Origin of the sequence: Xanthomonas axonopodis pv. maculifoliigardeniae, from assembly GCF_041519315.1 — a bacterium.
In the GTDB taxonomy this organism is placed as follows: Bacteria; Pseudomonadota; Gammaproteobacteria; order Xanthomonadales; family Xanthomonadaceae; genus Xanthomonas; species Xanthomonas euvesicatoria.
In genome coordinates this window covers 1,535,042-1,553,169 of the sequence record NZ_CP167998.1, presented here as the reverse complement: position 1 = coordinate 1,553,169, position 18,128 = coordinate 1,535,042, and the positions used below count along the sequence as shown (strand labels likewise).

Below are 18,128 nucleotides of genomic sequence, written 5' to 3'. Positions count from 1 at the left end.
CAACACCCGAATACGACTCCAACCGGATGTGACATGACGCGTCTTCCCACTCGCCGCCTGCTTGCCCTCGCTCTTGCCGCCGGCCTCAGCCTGCCGGCCGTTGCTCTGGCCGTCGAGCCGTTCGTTGCCAGCGACATCCGCGTCGACGGCCTGCAGCGCATCGCCTCCGGCACCGTATTCACCTATCTGCCGGTGAACCGCGGCGACACCGTGGACGATGCCAAGGTGGCCGACGCGATCCGTGCGCTCTACCGCACCGGCTTCTTCGAGGACGTGCAACTGGACCGCCAGGGCAACATCCTGGTGATCACGGTCAAGGAGCGCCCGGCGATCAACAAGCTCACCGTGACCGGCAACAAGGACATCAAGTCCGAGGAACTGCTCAAGGGCCTGGGTGACATCGGCCTGTCCGAGGGCGGCACCTTCGATCGCCTGAGCCTGGACCGCGTGACCCAGGAACTGACCCGCCAGTACAACAACCGCGGCAAGTACAACGTGGAAATCACCCCGACGGTGAGCCCGCTGGACCGTAACCGCGTCGACGTGGCCATCGCGATCAAGGAAGGCAAGGCGGCCAAGATCCGCCACGTCAACCTGATCGGTACGGAAAAGTTCGCCAACGAGGACATCCTGGACAACTGGGAATCCAAGGAGCACAACTGGGCCTCGTGGTACCGCCGCGACGACCAGTACTCCAAGGAAAAGATGTCCGGCGACCTGGAAAAGCTCAACTCCTGGTACCTGGACCGCGGCTATGTCGACTTCAGCATCGACTCCACCCAGGTCTCGATCAGCCCCGACAAGCGCGATATGTTCATCAGCGCCGGCGTCACCGAGGGCGATCAGTACAAGATTTCCGAAATCAAGGTGACCGGCGACACCGTGCTGCCGCAGGCCGACATCGAGCGCCTGGTGATCCCCAAGGCCGGCGACATCTTCTCGCGTGCATTGCTGGAGTACACCTCCGATGCGATCACCAACACGCTGAGCAACGTCGGCTACGCGTTCGCCAAGGTCAACCCGATCCCGACGCCGAACCGCGAAGACCGCACCGTGGCAGTGAACCTGCAGGTGGTGCCCGGCCCGCGCGTGACCGTGCGCCGTATCCTCTACAAGGGCAACAGCCGCACCTCCGACGAGGTCTTGCGCCGCGAAATGCGCCAGTTCGAAAACACCTGGTATTCGCAGGCGGCGATCGACCGTTCCAAGATCCGTCTGCAGCGGTTGGGCTACTTCGAAAGCGTGGACGTGGAAACGCCCGCGGTGCCCGGCAGCAACGACCAGGTCGACGTGGTCTACAACGTCAAGGAGACCACCTCCGGCAGCTTCGTGTTCGGCCTGGGCTACTCGCAGAGCTTCGGTGTGACCACCTCGGTGCAGTTGTCGCAGAACAACTTCCTGGGCGGCGGTAACCGCGTGGCAGTGGAGGCTTCGCGCAGCAGCTATCAGCAACGCTACGCGTTCTCCTACACCAATCCGTTCTTTACCGACGACGGCGTGTCGCTGGGCTACAACCTGTCCTGGCGCGCGCTGGATTACTCGGACTTCAATACCGCGCAGTTCAACAGCAAGAATGGCTCGGCGCAGGTGGTGTTCGGCGTGCCGATCACCGAAAACGACACCGTCTCGGCGATGGTGGGTATCGACAGCAACCAGATCACGACCTTCGCGGGCACCACACCGCAGGCGATCATCGACTACATCAATGCGATCGGCACGCGCACCTTCCATGCCTGGCGCACAGAGCTGGGCTGGGCACGCGACACCCGCAACGACTTCTTCATGCCGACCCGCGGCATGTACCAACGCGTGGGCCTGGAGACCACCCTGCCCGGCTCCACGGTCGAGTACTACAAGCTCAATTACCAGATCTCCAACTACTGGCCGATCATTCCGGCGCTGGTGTTGAACACGCGCTTCGAACTGGGCTACGGCGACAGTTACGGGAAGGACAGCACCCGCGTGCTGACCAACCCGGATGGCAGCACCCGCACGGTCACCGCCACCGGCCTGCCGTTCTACGAGAACTTCTACGCCGGCGGCACCAATTCGGTCCGTGGCTTCGAAGACAACACCCTGGGCCCGCGCTCGGAAGCGATCAATGGCTTTACCCGTGGCCAGCCGCTGGGTGGCTCGTTCAAGACGGTGGGCTCGGTGGAAATGTATTTCCCCAAGCTGTTCGACAGCCCGTCGGCGCGCGTTTCGGCATTCGTCGACTTCGGCAACGTGTACAACGGGGTGGACAACTTCAAGGCCAACGAGTTGCGCGCCTCTACCGGTGTGGCGCTGTTGTGGCGCGCGCCTGTCGGCCCCATTTCGATCAGCTATGCATTCCCGCTGAAGAAGGAAGACAACGACGAGATCGAGCGTCTGCAGTTCACCTTCGGCGGCCAGTTCTAAGATTGGCACGCGAAACAATGGCGGCCCGGACGCCCGGGCCGCCATTGTTGTTTGAACACCCTGGTATGAAACAGCTTTAGAAGTAGTTGTTCCAGACATTGCCCAGGCAGGTGGCGGTGGCGCCCCAATCGGATGCGTCCACGCATTGCACCTGCTGGTCCCAGAAGCTCAGCGCGTTGGTGCGCTGCTGCGCGAAATCGTCGGCCGATGCACTGGTGACTGCGCCCAGCAGGATCACGCTACCGAAAATGGAGAGAACAGTTTTCATATGTTTCTTCCTGGGTTCGCCGCTTCGTTGCGGCCCCGCAAGCAATACGCTCGACTGTTTAGCCAACTTTTGGCGACGTTTTCCCCCTGTTAAACCAGCCACTTACCGTTTACGCGAGGTTTACCCTGATGCGATTGACCGCCAGTGCGATTGCCGAACAATTCGGGTTGACCGTCGTCGGTGACGGCACCACCGAAGTCAGCGGCGTCGCCACCCTGGCCCATGCCGGCGCAGGCCAGCTGAGTTTTCTGTCCAACCCGCGCTATCGTCCGCAACTGGCCGACACCCAGGCCGCCGTCGTGGTGCTGCGTGCCGACGATGCCGACGCCGCCAAGGGCACCGTGCTGGTCGCCAAGGATCCGTATACCGCATTCGCCAAGATCGCCGCGCTGTTCGACGTGGCACCGGTGCGCGAACCGGGCATCCATGCCTCTGCGGTGATCGACCCGACCGCCCAGGTGTCGCCTGGCGCGCATGTCGGTCCGTTCGTCAGCATCGGTGCGCGTAGCCGCGTGGGCGATGGCTGCGTGATCGGCACCGGCAGCATCATCGGCGAGGACTGCGTGGTGGACGAGGGCAGCGAACTGCTCGCCCGCGTCACCCTGGTCACGCGCGTGCGGTTGGGCAAGCGCGTGCGCATCCATCCCGGCGCGGTGATCGGCGCCGACGGCTTCGGCCTGGCCATGGATGCCGGGCACTGGATCAAGGTGCCCCAGCTCGGCGGTGTGGTGATCGGCGACGACTGCGAAATCGGTGCCAATACCTGCATCGACCGCGGTGCGCTGGAAGACACGGTGCTGGAAGAAGACGTGCGCGTGGACAACCTGGTGCAGATCGCGCACAACTGCCGCATCGGCGCGCACAGTGCGATCGCTGGCTGCACCGGCATTGCCGGTAGCGCCAAGATCGGCCGTTATTGCCTGCTGGGCGGGCATGTCGGCGTGGTCGGCCACCTGGAGATCTGCGACAAGGTGGTGATCACCGGCAAGTCTGTCGTGCGTAATTCCATCCATGAGCCGGGCGAGTACTCGTCCGGCACCCCTCTCACCGACAATCGCACGTGGCGCAAAAACGCCGCGCGCTTCAAGCAGCTTGATGTGCTCGCTAGGCGCATCCTGGCTGTGGGCAAGGAGAAAGAATGAGCCACCACGTTTACGAACTGCCGATCGACGTCAGTCAAATCCAGACGCTGCTCCCGCACCGTTACCCGTTTCTGCTGGTCGACCGCATCCTCGAACTCGATCTTGAAACCAAGTGGATCGTGGCGCAGAAGAACGTCAGCATCAACGAGCCGTTCTTCCAGGGCCATTTTCCGAACCGCCCGGTGATGCCTGGCGTGCTGATCATCGAGGCGCTGGCGCAGGTCGGCGGCGTGATGACCCAGCTCGGTCTGGGCCGCGATGCCTTGTCGCAGCTGTTCTATATGGTCAAGGTGGACAAGGCCCGCTTCAACAAGCAGGTGGTCCCGGGTGACGTATTGATCATGGAAGTGCAGATGAAGCGCCTGATCCGCAACGTGGGATGCTTCTACGGCGAAGCCAAGGTCGATGGCGAAGTGGTGGCCAGTGCCGAGGTGATGTGCGCCGGCGCCAGGTAATCACCCGCTTTCGGAGTAAGACACGATGCGCGATTCAACACCTTTGATTCATCCGACGGCGGTCATCGATCCATCGGCAACGCTGGCAGACGACGTCCGCGTCGGCGCCTTCTCGTTGATCGGCGCCGATGTGCAGATCGGGGCGGGCACCGAGGTGGGGCCACATTGCTCGATCCACGGCCCGACCCGGATCGGTCGCAACAACCGCTTCATCGGCCACGCCGCGATCGGCGGCGAACCGCAGGACAAGAAGTACGCTGGCGAGCGCACCGAACTGGTGATCGGCGACGGCAACGTGATCCGCGAATTCGTCACCATCAATCGCGGCACCGGCGGCGGCGGCGGCGTCACCGTGGTCGGCAACGACAACTGGATGCTGGCCTATACGCACGTGGCGCACGACTGCCATGTAGGCAACCACTGCGTGTTTTCCAACAACACCACGCTCGCCGGCCACGTCACCGTGGGCGACTACGTAATCATCAGCGGCTTTGCCGGCGCGCATCAGTTTTGCCGCATCGGCGCGCATGCCTTCCTGGGCATGGGCGCGCTGACCAATGGCGACGTCCCGCCGTTCACCATGGTGGGCAGCGACTCGCTGGGGCGTCCGCGCGGCATCAATAGCGAAGGGCTCAAGCGTCGCGGTTTCGACGCCGAACGCATCACCGCGATCAAGCGCGCCTACCGCACGCTGTACGTGGCCGGCCTGCCGCTGGCCGATGCCAAGCTGCAGCTGGCCGAACAGGCCAAGAGCAGCGAGGATGTGCGCGGCATGCTCGAATTCATCGAAGCGGCAGAACGGCCGTTGTTACGATGAAGGGAATCGGGAATCGGGAGTCGGGAATCGTGGACGGTCAGCGCAACGGCGCGTCGGTCGGCAGCGCCCCGACTGCGCTGCCGATTCCCCATTCCCCACTCCCCATTCCCGGCGCGCATGCGCGCCCTCCCCGCATCGCGCTGATCGCTGGCGAGGCCTCTGGCGACATCCTGGGCGCGGGACTGATCGAGCAGCTGCGGCTGCGCTATCCGAATGCCGAATTCGTCGGCATCGGTGGCGATGCGATGCGTGGCGTCGGTTGCCAGACCTGGTTCGATGCCAGCGAGCTGGCGGTGATGGGCCTGACCGAGGTGCTGCGGCATTTGCCGCGCCTGCTCAAGCTGCGCAGCGCGTTCCGCGAGCGGGTGCTGGCGTGGAAGCCGGACGTGTTCATCGGCATCGACGCGCCGGATTTCAACCTCCCGGTGGAACGCTGGCTCAAGCAGCGCGGGATCAAGACCGTGCACTACGTCAGCCCGTCGGTGTGGGCGTGGCGCGAGAAGCGTGCCGAAAAAATCGGCGTCAGCGCCGATCTGGTGCTGTGCCTGTTTCCGATGGAACCGCCGATCTACGCCAGGCATGGCGTGGACGCCCGTTTTGTCGGCCACCCGATGGCCGACGATATCGCCTACCAGGCCGACCGCGCAGCGGCGCGCGCAACGCTGGGCCTGTCCGCCTCCAGCACCGTCCTGGCAGTGTTGCCGGGCAGCCGGCACGGCGAAATCAGCCGCCTCGGCGACACCTTTTTCCAGGCCGCCTGGCTGGTGTCCGAGCACTTGCCCAACCTGCACGTGCTGGTACCGGCCGCCAATCCGGGCTGCAAGCAACTGCTGGCCGAGCAGCTCTCACGCTCGTCGCTGCCGGTGATGCGCTCCCACCTGCTCGACGGCCAGGCACGCACTGCGATGCTGGCCGCCGACGTGGTGCTGCTGGCCTCCGGCACCGCCACGCTGGAAGCGATGCTGGTCAAGCGCCCGATGGTGGTGGGCTACAAGGTCGCACCGCTCACCTACCGCATCGTCAAGCTGCTGGGCCTGCTCAAGGTCAACCGCTACGCCCTGCCCAATATCCTGGCCAATGACGACCTGGCGCCGGAACTGATGCAGGACGACTGCACCCCCGAGCGCCTGTGCGTGGCGCTGCTGGACTGGTTCAAACACCCCGACAAGGTCGCCTCCCTGCAACCGCGCTACCTGGCCCTGCATGCGCAGTTGCGCCGCGACGCGTCGGCGCGGGCAGCGGATGCGGTGGCCGGGCTGCTGGAAGGCAGGGATTCGGAGGTCGGGATTGGGGATTCGGCAGGAGCGAAGGCATGAAAATCATTGCTTTAGGCACCCAAGCCGATAGCGCCGACGCTGAGGCGCGCCAGTCGCCCTTGTTTGACCAATCCCAAATCCCGAATGTCGAATCCCGGCGTTTGATCGCCGGCGTCGACGAAGCTGGCCGCGGCCCGCTGGCCGGTCCGGTGGCCGTGGCGGCCGTGGTGTTCGACCCCGGCAAACCACGCATCAATGGGCTGGACGATTCCAAGCAGCTCACGGCCGAGCGGCGCGAGCAGCTGTATGCGCGCATCGTCGACCGGGCGCTGGCGTGGTCGGTGGTGTTGATCCACAGCGAAGAGATCGACCGCATCAATATCTACCAAGCGACCATGCTCGGCATGCGGCGCGCGGTGGAAGGCGTGGCGCATGTGGCCGGGTTCGCGCGCATCGATGGCAACCGCGTGCCCAAAGGCCTGCCCTGCCCGGCCGAGGCATTGATCGGTGGCGACGCGCTGGACCGCGCCATCATGGCCGCCTCGATCGTGGCCAAGGTGACGCGCGACCGGCTGATGCACGAACTGCACACGCGGCACCCGGAATATCGCTTCGATCAGCACAAGGGCTACAGCACGCCGGTGCATCTGGCCGCGTTGCAAACCCACGGGCCATGCCCCCAGCATCGGCGCAGCTTTGCGCCGGTGCGCCTGGCGCTGGAAGGCCGCAACCCGGGGCCCGGGACCCGGGACCCGGAACAGCTGCAAGTGGGCCGGTTGGTGGTGCCGCTTTAGAGGTCGGACCCGGGACCCGGAAAAGCACCAGCACAGCAACAGCAAAGAAACGACGAGTGGCGTCCCGCCACGTCTTCCCGCTTTGCTTTCCCGGACCCCCGGTGCCGGGTCCCGGCTCCTCAAGCCTGGCAGGCCCCCAGGTCCCGCCCCCAGCTGTCAAGCCTTGTTCGCCCCCGCCCCCGCCGGTACCCTGACCTCGCATTATTCCGGTCCCGCATGTCCACTTCCCGCTTCGTCCATCTGCACGTCCACACCGAGTTCTCGCTGGCGGATTCCACCATCCGTGTGCCCGAGAAACCGGATCAGGCTGACCCGAAAAAGGCCAAGCAGGCCAACCTGCTGAGCCGGGCAGTCGAACTCGACATGCCCGCGCTGGCGGTCACCGACCTCAACAACCTGTTCGCGCTGGTCAAGTTCTACAAGGCGGCCGAAGGAGTTGGCATCAAGCCGATCGCCGGCGCCGATGTGATGATCGCCACCCCGGACATGACGCCCTGGCGCATGACCCTGCTGTGCCGCGACCGCGAGGGCTACCTGAGCCTGTCGCGGCTGCTCACCCGCGCCTGGATGGAAGGCCACCGCCCCGAAGGCGGCGTGGCGATCCATCCGGAATGGCTGCAGGCCGGGCACGCCAACCTGTTTGCGCTGGCCGGCCGCGACAGCCTGGCCGGGCGCCTGTTCAACGAGGGCCGCGCGGACCTGGCCGAGCAACAGCTGGCCGACTGGCAGCGCGTGTTCGGCGATGGCCTGCACCTGGAGCTCACCCGCACCGGGCGCGAGGGCGAAGAACGCTTCAACCAATTCGCCCTGCACGCCGCCGGCGTGCGCGGGCTGCCGGTAGTGGCCAGCAACGACGTGCGTTTTCTGTACGCCAGCGACTTCAATGCGCACGAAGCGCGCGTCTGCATTTCCTCCGGCCGCGTGCTCGACGACCCCAAGCGCCCGCGCGAGTACAGCGACCAGCAGTACATGAAGTCCAGCGAGGAGATGGCGGCGCTGTTCGCCGACATCCCCGACGCCATCGACAACACCCACGCGCTGGCGCAGCGCTGCAACATCGAGATGCGCCTGGGCACCTACTTCCTGCCCGCCTACCCGGTGCCGGAAGACGAGACGCTGGACAGCTGGATCCGCAGCCAGTCGCGACAGGGTCTGGCCGCACGCCTGGAAAAGAACCCGATCGCGCCGGGCAAGACCCGCCAGGACTACGTGGACCGGCTCGAATTCGAGCTGGACACCATCATCAAGATGGGCTTTCCCGGCTACTTCCTGATCGTGGCCGACTTCATCCAGTGGGGCAAAAACCAGGGCATTCCGATCGGCCCGGGCCGCGGTTCCGGTGCCGGCTCGCTGGTGGCCTGGGCGCTGCAGATCACCGACCTGGACCCACTGCCGTACAACCTGCTGTTCGAGCGCTTTTTGAATCCAGAGCGCGTGTCGATGCCCGACTTCGACATCGACTTCTGCATGGACCGCCGCGACGAAGTCATCGACTACGTGGCGCGCAAATACGGCCGCGAACGCGTCAGCCAGATCATCACCTACGGCACCATGGCCGCCAAGGCGGTGGTGCGCGATGCCGGGCGCGTGCTGGGCTTCTCGTATGGGCTGGTGGACAGCGTGGCCAAGCTGATCCCCAACATCCTGGGCATCACGCTCAAGGACGCGATGGGCGAAGGCAAGGACTCGGAGATGGCCTCGCCGGACCTGATCCAGCGCTACCAGGTCGAAGACGACGTGCGCGACCTGATGGACCTGGCGCGCCAGCTCGAAGACCTCACCCGCAACGCCGGCAAGCACGCCGGCGGCGTGGTGATCGCCCCCGATCCACTCTCCGAGTTCTGCCCGCTGTTCGCCGAACACGACGAAGATGGCCGCGGCAAGAACCCGGTGACCCAGTTCGACAAGGACGACGTCGAAGCGGTGGGCCTGGTGAAGTTCGACTTCCTCGGCCTGCGCACGCTGACCATCATCGATTGGGCGGTCAAGGCGATCAACGTGCGCCACGCGCGCGCCGGCATCGACCCGGTCGACATCACCGCCATTCCGCTCGACGACGTGCCCACCTACAAGGGCGTGTTCGCCTCGGGCAATACCGGTGCGGTGTTCCAGTTCGAATCCTCGGGCATGCGCCGCCTGCTCAAGGACGCGCGCCCGGACCGCTTCGAAGACCTGATCGCGCTGGTGTCGCTGTACCGCCCCGGCCCGATGGACCTGATCCCGGACTTCAACGCGCGCAAGCACGGCCAGCAGGAGATCGTCTACCCCGATCCGCGCACCGAAGTCATCCTGAAAGACACCTACGGCATCATGGTGTATCAGGAGCAGGTGATGCAGATGGCGCAGATCGTCGGCGACTATTCGCTGGGCGGCGCCGACCTGCTGCGTCGCGCGATGGGCAAGAAGGTGCCGGCCGAAATGGCCAAGCACCGCGAAATCTTCCGCGAAGGTGCGGCCAAGGGCGGCGTGAGCGCAGCCAAGGCCGACGAAATCTTCGACCTGATGGAGAAGTTCGCCGGCTACGGCTTCAACAAGTCGCACGCCGCCGCCTACGCGTTGGTCAGCTACCAGACCGCGTGGCTGAAACGGCATTACCCGGCCGAATTCATGGCCGCCACGCTGTCCTCGGACATGGACAACACCGACAAGGTGGTCGGCTTTCTCGATGAGGTGCGCAACCTCGGCCTCACCGTCAAACCGCCGCGCGTCAACGAGTCGGCGTACATGTTCGAGGCCGCCAGCCCGGACACCATCCAGTACGGCCTGGGCGCGATCAAGGGCGTCGGCCAGGGCGCCTGCGAGGCGATCGTCGAAGAACGCCAGCGCGGCGGTCCCTACACCACGCTGCTGGATTTCTGCACGCGCGTGGGCACCGCAAAGCTCAACCGGCGCACGCTGGAAGCGATGATCAATGCCGGCGCGATGGATGGGCTGGGCAAGAACCGCGCCTCGCTGATGCTGCAGCTGCCCGAGGTGATGAAGGCCACCGAGCAGATGGCGCGTGAGCGCGCCTCCGGGCAGAACTCGCTGTTCGGCGGGCCGGACCCGAGCGCCCCGGCAATGCGCCTGGACCTGCCCGAAAGCAAGGAATGGCCGTTGGGCCAGCTGCTCACCGGCGAGCGCGAAACGCTGGGCTTCTACCTCAGCGGCCACCCGTTCGACCCGCACCGCGAAGAAGTGCGCGAGCTGGTTGGCTGCGACCTGGGTGCGCTGGAAAAGATCCTGGCCTCGCAACAACGTGGCGGCGGTGGAGGCGGCGACGGCGAAAAACGCGCCTGGCGCCCGGAAGTGAGCGCGATCCTGGCCGGCCAGGTGGTCGGCGTACGCCGCAAGGGCGACAGCCAGGTGTTCGTGCAACTGGAAGACGGCCGCGGCCGGGTCGAATGCAGCGCGTTTTCCGATGCGATGGCCGAGTTCGGCCACCTGCTCACCCGCGACCGCATCCTGATCGTCAAGGGCGGCCTGCGCGAGGACGAATTCAACGGCGGCTACAGCCTGCGCATCCGCCAGTGCTGGGACTACGAGCAGATCTGCGCCGACCACGCGCAGCGGCTGTCGCTGCGCCTGGACCTGCGCGAAAAGCAGGCCTTCAAGCGCATCGACGCCCTGCTGGCCAAGCACCGCCCCGGCAAGACGCCCCTGCGCCTGGACTTGCTGCTACGCGCGCCCAGCGGCGGCGTGGCCGGCATGCTCGACCTCAACGGCAACCACTCGGTGCGCATCGACCAGCAGCTGATGGACGGCCTGCGCGCAGACCCGGCGGTGCGGACGGTGAAGATCAAGTACAGCCCACCGTGGGCGTGAGGGGCCGGGATTGGGGATTGGAGATTGGGGATTTGTAACGGCAGTCTACTGGCACGTCGAAGCCGCGATAGTGCTCTTGCGAATCCCGGATCCCCAATCCCGGCCATGCAACCGCACGGCTGCGTACGGGCCAGCCACACCGCTTCAGCTACACTCCCCGCCTTACGTTGACGACGCCATTGCATGAATCCTAACTACCTCGACTTCGAGCAACCCATCGCCGATCTGGAAGCAAAGATCCAGGAACTGCGCAAGGCCAGCACCGGGCCTGCGGTCAACGTGGAGACCGAAGTGCGGGCGCTGCGCGACAAGCTGCGCGTGCGCACCGCGCAGATCTTCCGCGATCTGTCGGCCTGGCAGGTCTCGCAGCTGGCGCGTCATCCGCAGCGCCCGTACACGCTGGACTACATCGACACCATCTGCGACGAATTCCAGGAGTTGGCCGGCGACCGCGCCTATGCCGACGACAAGGCCATCGTCGGTGGCCTGGGCCGCATCGACGGGCGCCCGGTGGTGATCATCGGCCACCAGAAGGGCCGCGACACCAAGACCAAGGTGGCGCGCAACTTCGGCATGCCGCGCCCGGAGGGCTACCGCAAGGCCTTGCGCCTGATGAAGCTGGCCGAGCGCTTCCGCCTGCCGCTGCTGACCTTCATCGACACCCCCGGCGCCTACCCTGGCATCGGCGCCGAAGAGCGCGGCCAGAGCGAGGCGATCGCGCGCAACCTGCTGGAAATGGCCGAGCTGAAAATCCCGGTGATCTGCACCGTCATCGGCGAAGGCGGCTCCGGCGGCGCGCTGGCCATCGGTGTGGGCGACCGCACCCTGATGCTGGAATACGGCACCTATTCGGTGATTTCGCCGGAAGGCTGCGCCTCGATCCTGTGGAAGGACGCGGCCAAGGCCAAGGACGCCGCCGAACAGCTCGGCCTGACCGCCAAGCGCCTGAAGGGCCTGGGCCTGGTCGACAAGGTGATCCGTGAACCCACCGGCGGTGCGCATCGCAATCCCGAACAGATGGGCAAACGCCTGAAAGCGGTGCTGCTCAACGAGCTGGACGCGCTGGAAAAGATTCCAGTGGATGCGTTGCTGCAGCAGCGCTACGAGCGCCTGCGCAGCTATGGTGCCTACGAAGGGCATTGATTCGCACGATGGCCGGCCGCGCCCAGTGCGCGGCCATGGAAAGGACGCCACACCCGCATGTCTCCGCTCCTGCTGATCTCGCTGCTGCTGCAAGCCGCCTGCTGCGTCCACGTCGTGCGCAGCGGGCGGCCCCTGTACTGGATCTTCCTGCTGCTGGCGTTTTCGCTGCTGGCGGTGCTGGTCTATGTGTGCGTGGCGGTCATCCCCGATCTGCGCAACGACCCCAATGCACGCCGTCGCCTCAAGCGCGTGCGCAGCACCCTGGATCCGCAACGCGAACAGCGCGATGCCTCGCGCCGACTGGATGTGGCCGACACTCCGGAAAATCGCCGCCAGCTCGCAGAGACCTTGCTGGCGCGCGGCGATTACGCCCAGGCCGCCGAGCATTACCAGGGCGCGTTGCGCGGCTTGTATCGCGATGATCCGCACCTGATGCTCGGTCTGGCCAAGGCCCAGTTCGGGCTGGGCCAGCCACAGCAGACGCGGCAGACCCTGGATGCCTTGATCGCGGCCAATCCCAGCTTCCGCTCGCATGACGGGCATCTGCTGTATGCACGCGCGGTCGAAGGCAGCGGCGACACCGAGGCTGCGCTGCACGAGTACGAAACGCTGGCCCAAGGCTATTCGGGCGAAGAAGCGCGCGTGCGCTATGCACAACTGCTGCAGCGCATCGCACGCAATGACCAGGCCAGGGCGGTGTACGAACAGGTGCTGCGTCACGCCGCCGCCTCGCCCAAGCATTACCAACGCGAGCAACGCGCCTGGGTCGACCTGGCACGCAAGGGCCTGCGCGAGCTGGACACCAGCGCCTGAGGGCCGCCGACAAGACGCTCGCAGCTGCAGGTCACATGCATTGAATCGCTCGGCAACGAATCGCTCGGCACCTGATCAAGGCCATCAACGTGCAAAGGAAGCCTGAAATCGAGGCAGTTCTGAAAGCCGAGATCGATCATCTGCTGGAGCAATCCACACAGCGGTTTCGCAGCGGCGCCCTGGCGGAATCGCTCGCCCTGGGATTACAGGCGTGGGCGCTGATCCCCGAACCCAAGGCGAACTGGGACTATTACCCGCAAAGCCTGTCTGCAAGTTTCGTCAAGGATTACGCCGACCTGCACGATCAGGAAAACGTGCATCGATGGATCGAGGTGATGGCGCTGATGTACGACGACCCAGACCACACCGATCATCTTGTGCTGATGACCGAAGGCGAGGCGATGCTGCAGCTCGGCGATGAGGCACGTGCCTGCGCTGCCTTCGGCAAAATTCACGCGCTGTACGGCAAAAAGGGATTTGCCGGACACCAGAAACAGTATCTGGAGATGCTGCTCAAGCCACACCCGACCGGCGCATGAATTCATATCCGCTCTAGCGCGGCCTGCCGGATTCATCGACCCTTGCCCCGGTGCGCACATCGCGACGTCACTGGCCGTCCCATCATGAAGCACCGCAGGCATTCGCGGTGGGACACCGGAATGCCCCGCATTTTTAGCAGTGGCAGCTGTGGGCACCTGCGCGCCGAAGCCGTCGGGCGTACGTAGATGCGGTGCGCAATGCGCTCAGAACGGCTTGGCCAGCACCAGCCAGATCACGCCGACCAGCAGGATCACCGGTGCTTCATTGAACCAGCGCAACGCCCGCCCGCTGGGCACTGCACGCCCCTGTTCGGCGCCTTTGACCCAGCGGCCGGACACGATGTAGTGGGCCAGAATCAAGGCCACGGCAAACAGCTTGGCGTGCAACCAGCCGCCAGCGACCATCGTCGGGAAATCCGGAATGACCCGGTAGCCCTGCCATAGCACCGCGCCCAGCAGCAGCGCCAGACCGAGCATGCTGTGACCGAATGTGTAGAGCCGCCGCCCCATCAACACCAGGCGCGCGCGCACCGCGGTGTCGCTGCCGGCTTCGGCGATGTTGACCAGAATGCGCGGCAGGTAGAACACCGCGGCCATCCAGGCGATCACGAACAACAGATGGAAGGTCTTGATCCACAAATACAGGGTCATGCGCTGGCTCCGCTGGCTCGCGTAGGATGGCCCGCATTTTCACCTATCCGCGCGCGCGAAAGCAGCCAAGCCCATGCAGCAGTCCGCCTCCAAACAATACGACGCCCACTATTTCCGCCGCTGGTATCGCGATGCCGGCCTGGCCGATCCCGCGCGCCTGCGACGCAAGGTCGCACTCGCCGTCGCACAGGCCGAGTACTACCTGGAACGACCGATCCGCAGCGTGCTCGACGTCGGCTGCGGCGAGGCCGCGTGGCGCGCGCCGTTGTTGGCGTTGCGGCCGAAGCTGAGCTATCTGGGTTTCGACAGCAGCGCCTATGCGGTGCAGCGTTATGGCCGCAGCCGCCAGATCCACCCCGCCCGCTTCGGCGACTTCGCCTGGTTGCGCCCGTGCGCACCGGTGGACTTGCTGATCTGCTCGGACGTGCTGCATTACGTGCCCACCCGCGAATTCAACCAGGGCCTGCCTGGATTGGCCGAGATGTGCGCAGGCGTGGCGTTTCTGGAAGCCTTCGCCGAAGAAGATGCGTTCGAGGGCGATCACGACGGTTTCCAGGCGCGACCGGCGCGCTGGTATCGCAAGCGCTTCGCCAGCGTGGGCTTCGCTGCGCTGGGGTCGCACTGCTGGCTGTCGCCGCAGCTGGCTGACCAGGCATCGGCGCTGGAGCGCGGCTGAGCGGGATGGTGGCTGCCAGCGAGCAGCGCGTGGGGGTATCGCGTCGCCTGGAGCCATCGCTGCGTCGATCGCCCAGCACCTTCTCCCCCGCTCCGCGCCCTGCCCGCGCTTGCGGCGGGGCGCTCAAGGTACGCGTCAGGTGGTGCGCAAGGCCTGTCGTCGCGCCCCGCAGTCAAGGCGCTCGCCTTCCAGAAATCGCTGCCACAGCGCTGTGACAGCCTCAACCGTCCGCAGCCCCATTAAGGTGCAAATGCGCCAAAACCGGTATGCTGCGCGGCAGCAAAACCGCACGGATGGGTGGAATGCTTTATCAACTGCATGAGCTGACCCGCAATCTGCTAGCCCCCTGGGTGCATCAGGCCCAGGCGAACGCCAAGATGTTTTCCGACCCCGACAGCCTGTGGGCCTCGCTCCCGGGCGCCGAGCGTATGGCCGCCAGCAACGAGCTGTTCCACCGTCTGGGCAAGGAATACGAAAAGCCGGCCTGGGCGCTCGACGATGTCGAGGTCGACGGCCATTCGCTGCCGATCATCGAACGCGAAGTGCTGAGCAAGCCGTTCTGCCGGTTACTGCGCTTCAAGCGTTTCAGCGACCACGTCGAACTGATCGGCAAGATGAAGGAGCAGCCCGCCGTGCTGGTGGTTGCGCCGTTGTCCGGCCACCACGCCACGTTGCTGCGCGACACCGTGCGCACCCTGCTGCGCAACCACAAGGTCTACGTGACCGATTGGGTGGATGCGCGCATGGTGCCGCTGGAGGCCGGCGCGTTCCGGCTCGAGGACTACATCACCTACATCCAGGAGTTCATCCGCCACATCGGCGCCGAGCGCCTGCATGTGGTGAGCGTGTGCCAGCCCACCGTGCCGGTGCTGGCGGCAGTGTCGCTGATGGCCAGCAACGACGAGCCCACCCCGCGCTCGCTGGTGATGATGGGCGGTCCGATCGATGCGCGTCGTAGCCCCACCCAGGTCAACAACCTGGCCACGGAAAACGGCATCGAGTGGTTCCAGAACAACCTGATCCACACGGTGCCGTTCCCGTATCCGGGCCATGGCCGCCAGGTGTATCCGGGCTTCCTGCAGCACGCCGGCTTCCTGTCGATGAACCCCAACCGGCACGTGATGTCGCACTGGGATTTCTACACCGACCTGGTCAAGGGCGACCTGCAGGATGCGCAAGCGCACCGGCAGTTCTACGACGAATACAACGCCGTGCTCGACATGCCGGCCGAGTATTACCTGGACACCATCCGCGTGGTGTTTCAGGAGTTTTTGCTGCCCCAGGGCAAGTGGAAAGTGGACGGCCAACTGGTCAAGCCATCGGCGATCCGCAATACCGCGCTGCTGAGCATCGAAGGCGAACTGGACGACATCGCCGGCCTCGGCCAGACCGAGGCGGTGCACGATCTGTGCACCGGCATCGATGCGGCGCATCGTCGTCACCTGGTCGTGGAAGGCGCCGGTCACTACGGCATTTTCAGCGGCCGCCGCTGGCGCGAGGTGGTGTATCCGCAGGTGCGCGAATTCATCGCGCGCTACGATGCGGATCCGGTCGGTAGCCGCGACCTGGCCACCGTGACCCCGATCCGCAAGCGCGGCAAACGCGCCTGAGGTACCCAAGAAAATCCCCGGCAATGCCGGGGATTTTCATCTTGATCTGCGTGCAACCGCCACAGCGCGTCATGCCAGCGGCAAGTACCACCATCGACCTGCGCACGCTGACATCTAGGCAAGGCGCATCACGCAGCCGCCTCTCCGCTCCTGACCAGCAGTTGCTTGGCGAACATGCCGTGCAGCTTGCCGAACGCGCGTGCCAGATGCAGCGTAACGAACAACAACAGCACGCCCACCGCGAACAACGGCAGCGTCAGCCAGGCGCTGGTGATGTCCAGGCCATCCCACGTCAGCACGGCGACCTGGTCGAACAACGCCGCGATCGGTGAAGCGGCCAGGCCCAACGACAGCGATAGCAGCGTGCAAAACACGGTGAAATACACAATGCCCAGCGGCAGCATCAGCAGGAAGTACAGCATCGTGCTCCAGGTCCGAGCGTCGGTGAACATCGCGCCGATGCGCTGCAGCCAACCGCCTTGCAGGCCCGGGTGTTGGGGGCGACGCGGCATGCGCACGCCCAGCAACGTCTCGACCACGCGGCCTTCCACCAGCGACAACACCCGCACCGAGCCGAAGAACAACACCAGCAGCGGCACGCCGATGATCAGGATCAGCATCCCCACCGACAGGCTGGCGCCGGTCACGACCCAGGTGAAATAGAACACCCCGGTGAGCAGTGACAGCAGCATGTAGAACAATGCGCCATAGGTGCGCGGGTCGGCAGCCACGCCGAAGAACGTGCCGATCCACGATGCCCGCTGCGGTGGCACCGGGGGGCGCAGTGCGCGTGCCACGGTCACTTCGGTTTCGCGGTAGATCTCTGCCACTTCCTCCGGGGCGCCGTAGCTGCTGGCCACGCCGGCAATGACCTCGGCCTCGCTCTTGCCTTGCTGTTCTGCCAGTTCGGAACGCAGATACTCTTCGGCGTCGTACAGCGCGTCCTGGATCATTGCCGGATCTGCCCCGGACAGCGCCTGGCGCAGCTGCAGCAGATAATCGCCAATGGTGGTCGGCAACGGGTGTGCCTGTGCAATTGTGTTCATGAGTGGGTCCCCTCCAGCACGGAATCAACGGAATCTCGGGTGGCACGCCAGGCGGCGGTCCAGTCGCGCAGGCAGTCACGCCCGCTGTCGGTGATGCGGTAATACCGCCGCGGCGGCCCGGAGGCCGAGGGTTCGACATGGCTGTGCAGCAACCCGGCCCCTTCCAGATTGCGCAGCACCGGGTACAGGGCACTCTGCTTGCCGCTAAGCACGCCCTCCAGACGCTCGAGCCGCTTGGCGATGAGGTAGCCGTACAGCGGTGCATCGGCCTGCGCCAGGACGGCCAGCAAGGCCAACGACACGGTGCCCGCACTCAGTTCCTTCTGAAATTTGCGTAGGTGGATATCCGGCTCGCTCATCGGCCATCTCCGCTAGGTTGAAGGTGATGCTATGTAGAACCTAGCTATAGTGAATGTGCCGGTAGTCACGGGCGGGATTGGGGAGTCGGGATTGGAGATTCGCGAAAGCAAGAACAAAGGCGTGGTCGCCAGCTTGTGTGAGTAATTGTCAGCATCGCAGCGAACTCCACCGCAAAACGCAGCGCCGCCGTTGCGAATCCCCAATACCGAATCCCGACTCCCCGCCCCGCTAGCGCCCGCCTGCGTAAACCCAGTGCGTTCATGAGCTTAGAACCTTTGGGTTACTGCCTTTCTGGCACGGCTTTACTACAGTCGGTGTCCCCCCTGCCGATACCTTTCGCCTAGGGGTTTTCAC

15 protein-coding genes and 1 pseudogene are annotated in these 18,128 nt (G+C 65.1%); 12 read left to right on the top strand and 4 right to left on the bottom strand.

The genetic code is table 11. The features are described 5' to 3' along the window. Window positions 1–33: 33 nt before the first annotated feature. A complete protein-coding gene (gene bamA / locus ACDH77_RS06835; RefSeq protein ID WP_277574960.1) occupies window positions 34–2,400 on the top strand; it encodes an outer membrane protein assembly factor BamA in 2,367 nt (788 codons plus the stop codon). A 76-nt stretch (window positions 2,401–2,476) separates the two neighbouring features. Here the strand turns inward: bamA and ACDH77_RS06830 are convergent, their stop codons facing one another. Beyond that, window positions 2,477–2,668 (bottom strand): hypothetical protein, encoded by a 192-nt coding sequence (locus ACDH77_RS06830; protein ID WP_005911715.1) that lies wholly within the window; start codon window positions 2,666–2,668, stop codon window positions 2,477–2,479. Window positions 2,669–2,796: 128 nt separating this feature from the next. Here ACDH77_RS06830 and lpxD point away from each other — a divergent pair, with 128 nt between their 5' ends. The 9 genes and pseudogenes from lpxD (at window position 2,797) to ACDH77_RS06785 (ending at window position 13,431) form a co-directional block, all read left to right on the top strand. Further along, window positions 2,797–3,810, top strand: coding sequence for a UDP-3-O-(3-hydroxymyristoyl)glucosamine N-acyltransferase (gene lpxD / locus ACDH77_RS06825; RefSeq protein WP_031421847.1), 1,014 nt, complete (start codon window positions 2,797–2,799; stop codon window positions 3,808–3,810). Beyond that, entirely contained in the window at window positions 3,807–4,265 is a 459-nt protein-coding gene (gene fabZ / locus ACDH77_RS06820; RefSeq protein ID WP_003485378.1) for a 3-hydroxyacyl-ACP dehydratase FabZ, read from the top strand. The genes lpxD and fabZ overlap by 4 nt, the downstream gene beginning before the upstream one ends. Before the next feature lie 25 nt (window positions 4,266–4,290). Then, on the top strand, window positions 4,291–5,082 hold the full coding sequence (gene lpxA, locus ACDH77_RS06815; RefSeq protein WP_011346889.1) for an acyl-ACP--UDP-N-acetylglucosamine O-acyltransferase: 792 nt from the start codon (window positions 4,291–4,293) through the stop codon (window positions 5,080–5,082). Between the two features lie 29 nt (window positions 5,083–5,111). Next, on the top strand, window positions 5,112–6,398 hold the full coding sequence (lpxB, locus tag ACDH77_RS06810; protein WP_031421846.1) for a lipid-A-disaccharide synthase: 1,287 nt from the start codon (window positions 5,112–5,114) through the stop codon (window positions 6,396–6,398). Then, a complete protein-coding gene (locus ACDH77_RS06805; RefSeq protein WP_051876393.1) occupies window positions 6,395–7,132 on the top strand; it encodes a ribonuclease HII in 738 nt (245 codons plus the stop codon). Before lpxB ends, ACDH77_RS06805 begins: the two co-directional genes overlap by 4 nt. A gap of 216 nt (window positions 7,133–7,348) precedes the next feature. Continuing rightward, complete coding sequence (gene dnaE / locus ACDH77_RS06800; RefSeq protein WP_031421843.1) at window positions 7,349–10,936, top strand: DNA polymerase III subunit alpha; 3,588 nt, start codon at window positions 7,349–7,351, stop codon at window positions 10,934–10,936. Window positions 10,937–11,119: 183 nt separating this feature from the next. Further along, entirely contained in the window at window positions 11,120–12,079 is a 960-nt protein-coding gene (locus tag ACDH77_RS06795) for an acetyl-CoA carboxylase carboxyltransferase subunit alpha (RefSeq protein ID WP_008578271.1), read from the top strand. Window positions 12,080–12,136: 57 nt separating this feature from the next. Continuing rightward, window positions 12,137–12,892 carry a tetratricopeptide repeat protein gene (locus ACDH77_RS06790; protein ID WP_031421842.1) on the top strand — a complete coding sequence of 252 codons (756 nt, stop codon included), beginning with the start codon at window positions 12,137–12,139 and terminating at the stop codon, window positions 12,890–12,892. Window positions 12,893–12,916: 24 nt separating this feature from the next. Beyond that, a pseudogene (locus tag ACDH77_RS06785) lies at window positions 12,917–13,431 on the top strand (hypothetical protein). Between the two features lie 204 nt (window positions 13,432–13,635). Here ACDH77_RS06785 and ACDH77_RS06780 read toward each other — a convergent pair. Next, window positions 13,636–14,082 (bottom strand): CopD family protein, encoded by a 447-nt coding sequence (locus ACDH77_RS06780; RefSeq protein WP_008578268.1) that lies wholly within the window; start codon window positions 14,080–14,082, stop codon window positions 13,636–13,638. A gap of 73 nt (window positions 14,083–14,155) precedes the next feature. Between ACDH77_RS06780 and ACDH77_RS06775 the strand changes: the two genes are divergently transcribed. Together ACDH77_RS06775 and ACDH77_RS06770 are read left to right on the top strand one after the other, a co-directional pair. Beyond that, window positions 14,156–14,758: a class I SAM-dependent methyltransferase gene (locus ACDH77_RS06775; RefSeq protein ID WP_031421839.1), complete on the top strand. Its 603-nt coding sequence runs from the start codon at window positions 14,156–14,158 to the stop codon at window positions 14,756–14,758. 266 nt (window positions 14,759–15,024) lie between these two features. Then, window positions 15,025–16,368 carry a polyhydroxyalkanoate depolymerase gene (locus ACDH77_RS06770; protein WP_008578266.1) on the top strand — a complete coding sequence of 448 codons (1,344 nt, stop codon included), beginning with the start codon at window positions 15,025–15,027 and terminating at the stop codon, window positions 16,366–16,368. 128 nt (window positions 16,369–16,496) lie between these two features. Here the strand turns inward: ACDH77_RS06770 and ACDH77_RS06765 are convergent, their stop codons facing one another. After that, window positions 16,497–17,414: a sensor domain-containing protein gene (locus ACDH77_RS06765; protein ID WP_011346882.1), complete on the bottom strand. Its 918-nt coding sequence runs from the start codon at window positions 17,412–17,414 to the stop codon at window positions 16,497–16,499. After that, a complete protein-coding gene (locus ACDH77_RS06760; RefSeq protein ID WP_008578264.1) occupies window positions 17,411–17,773 on the bottom strand; it encodes a PadR family transcriptional regulator in 363 nt (120 codons plus the stop codon). The genes ACDH77_RS06765 and ACDH77_RS06760 overlap by 4 nt, the downstream gene beginning before the upstream one ends. Between the last annotated feature and the right edge of the window lie 355 nt (window positions 17,774–18,128).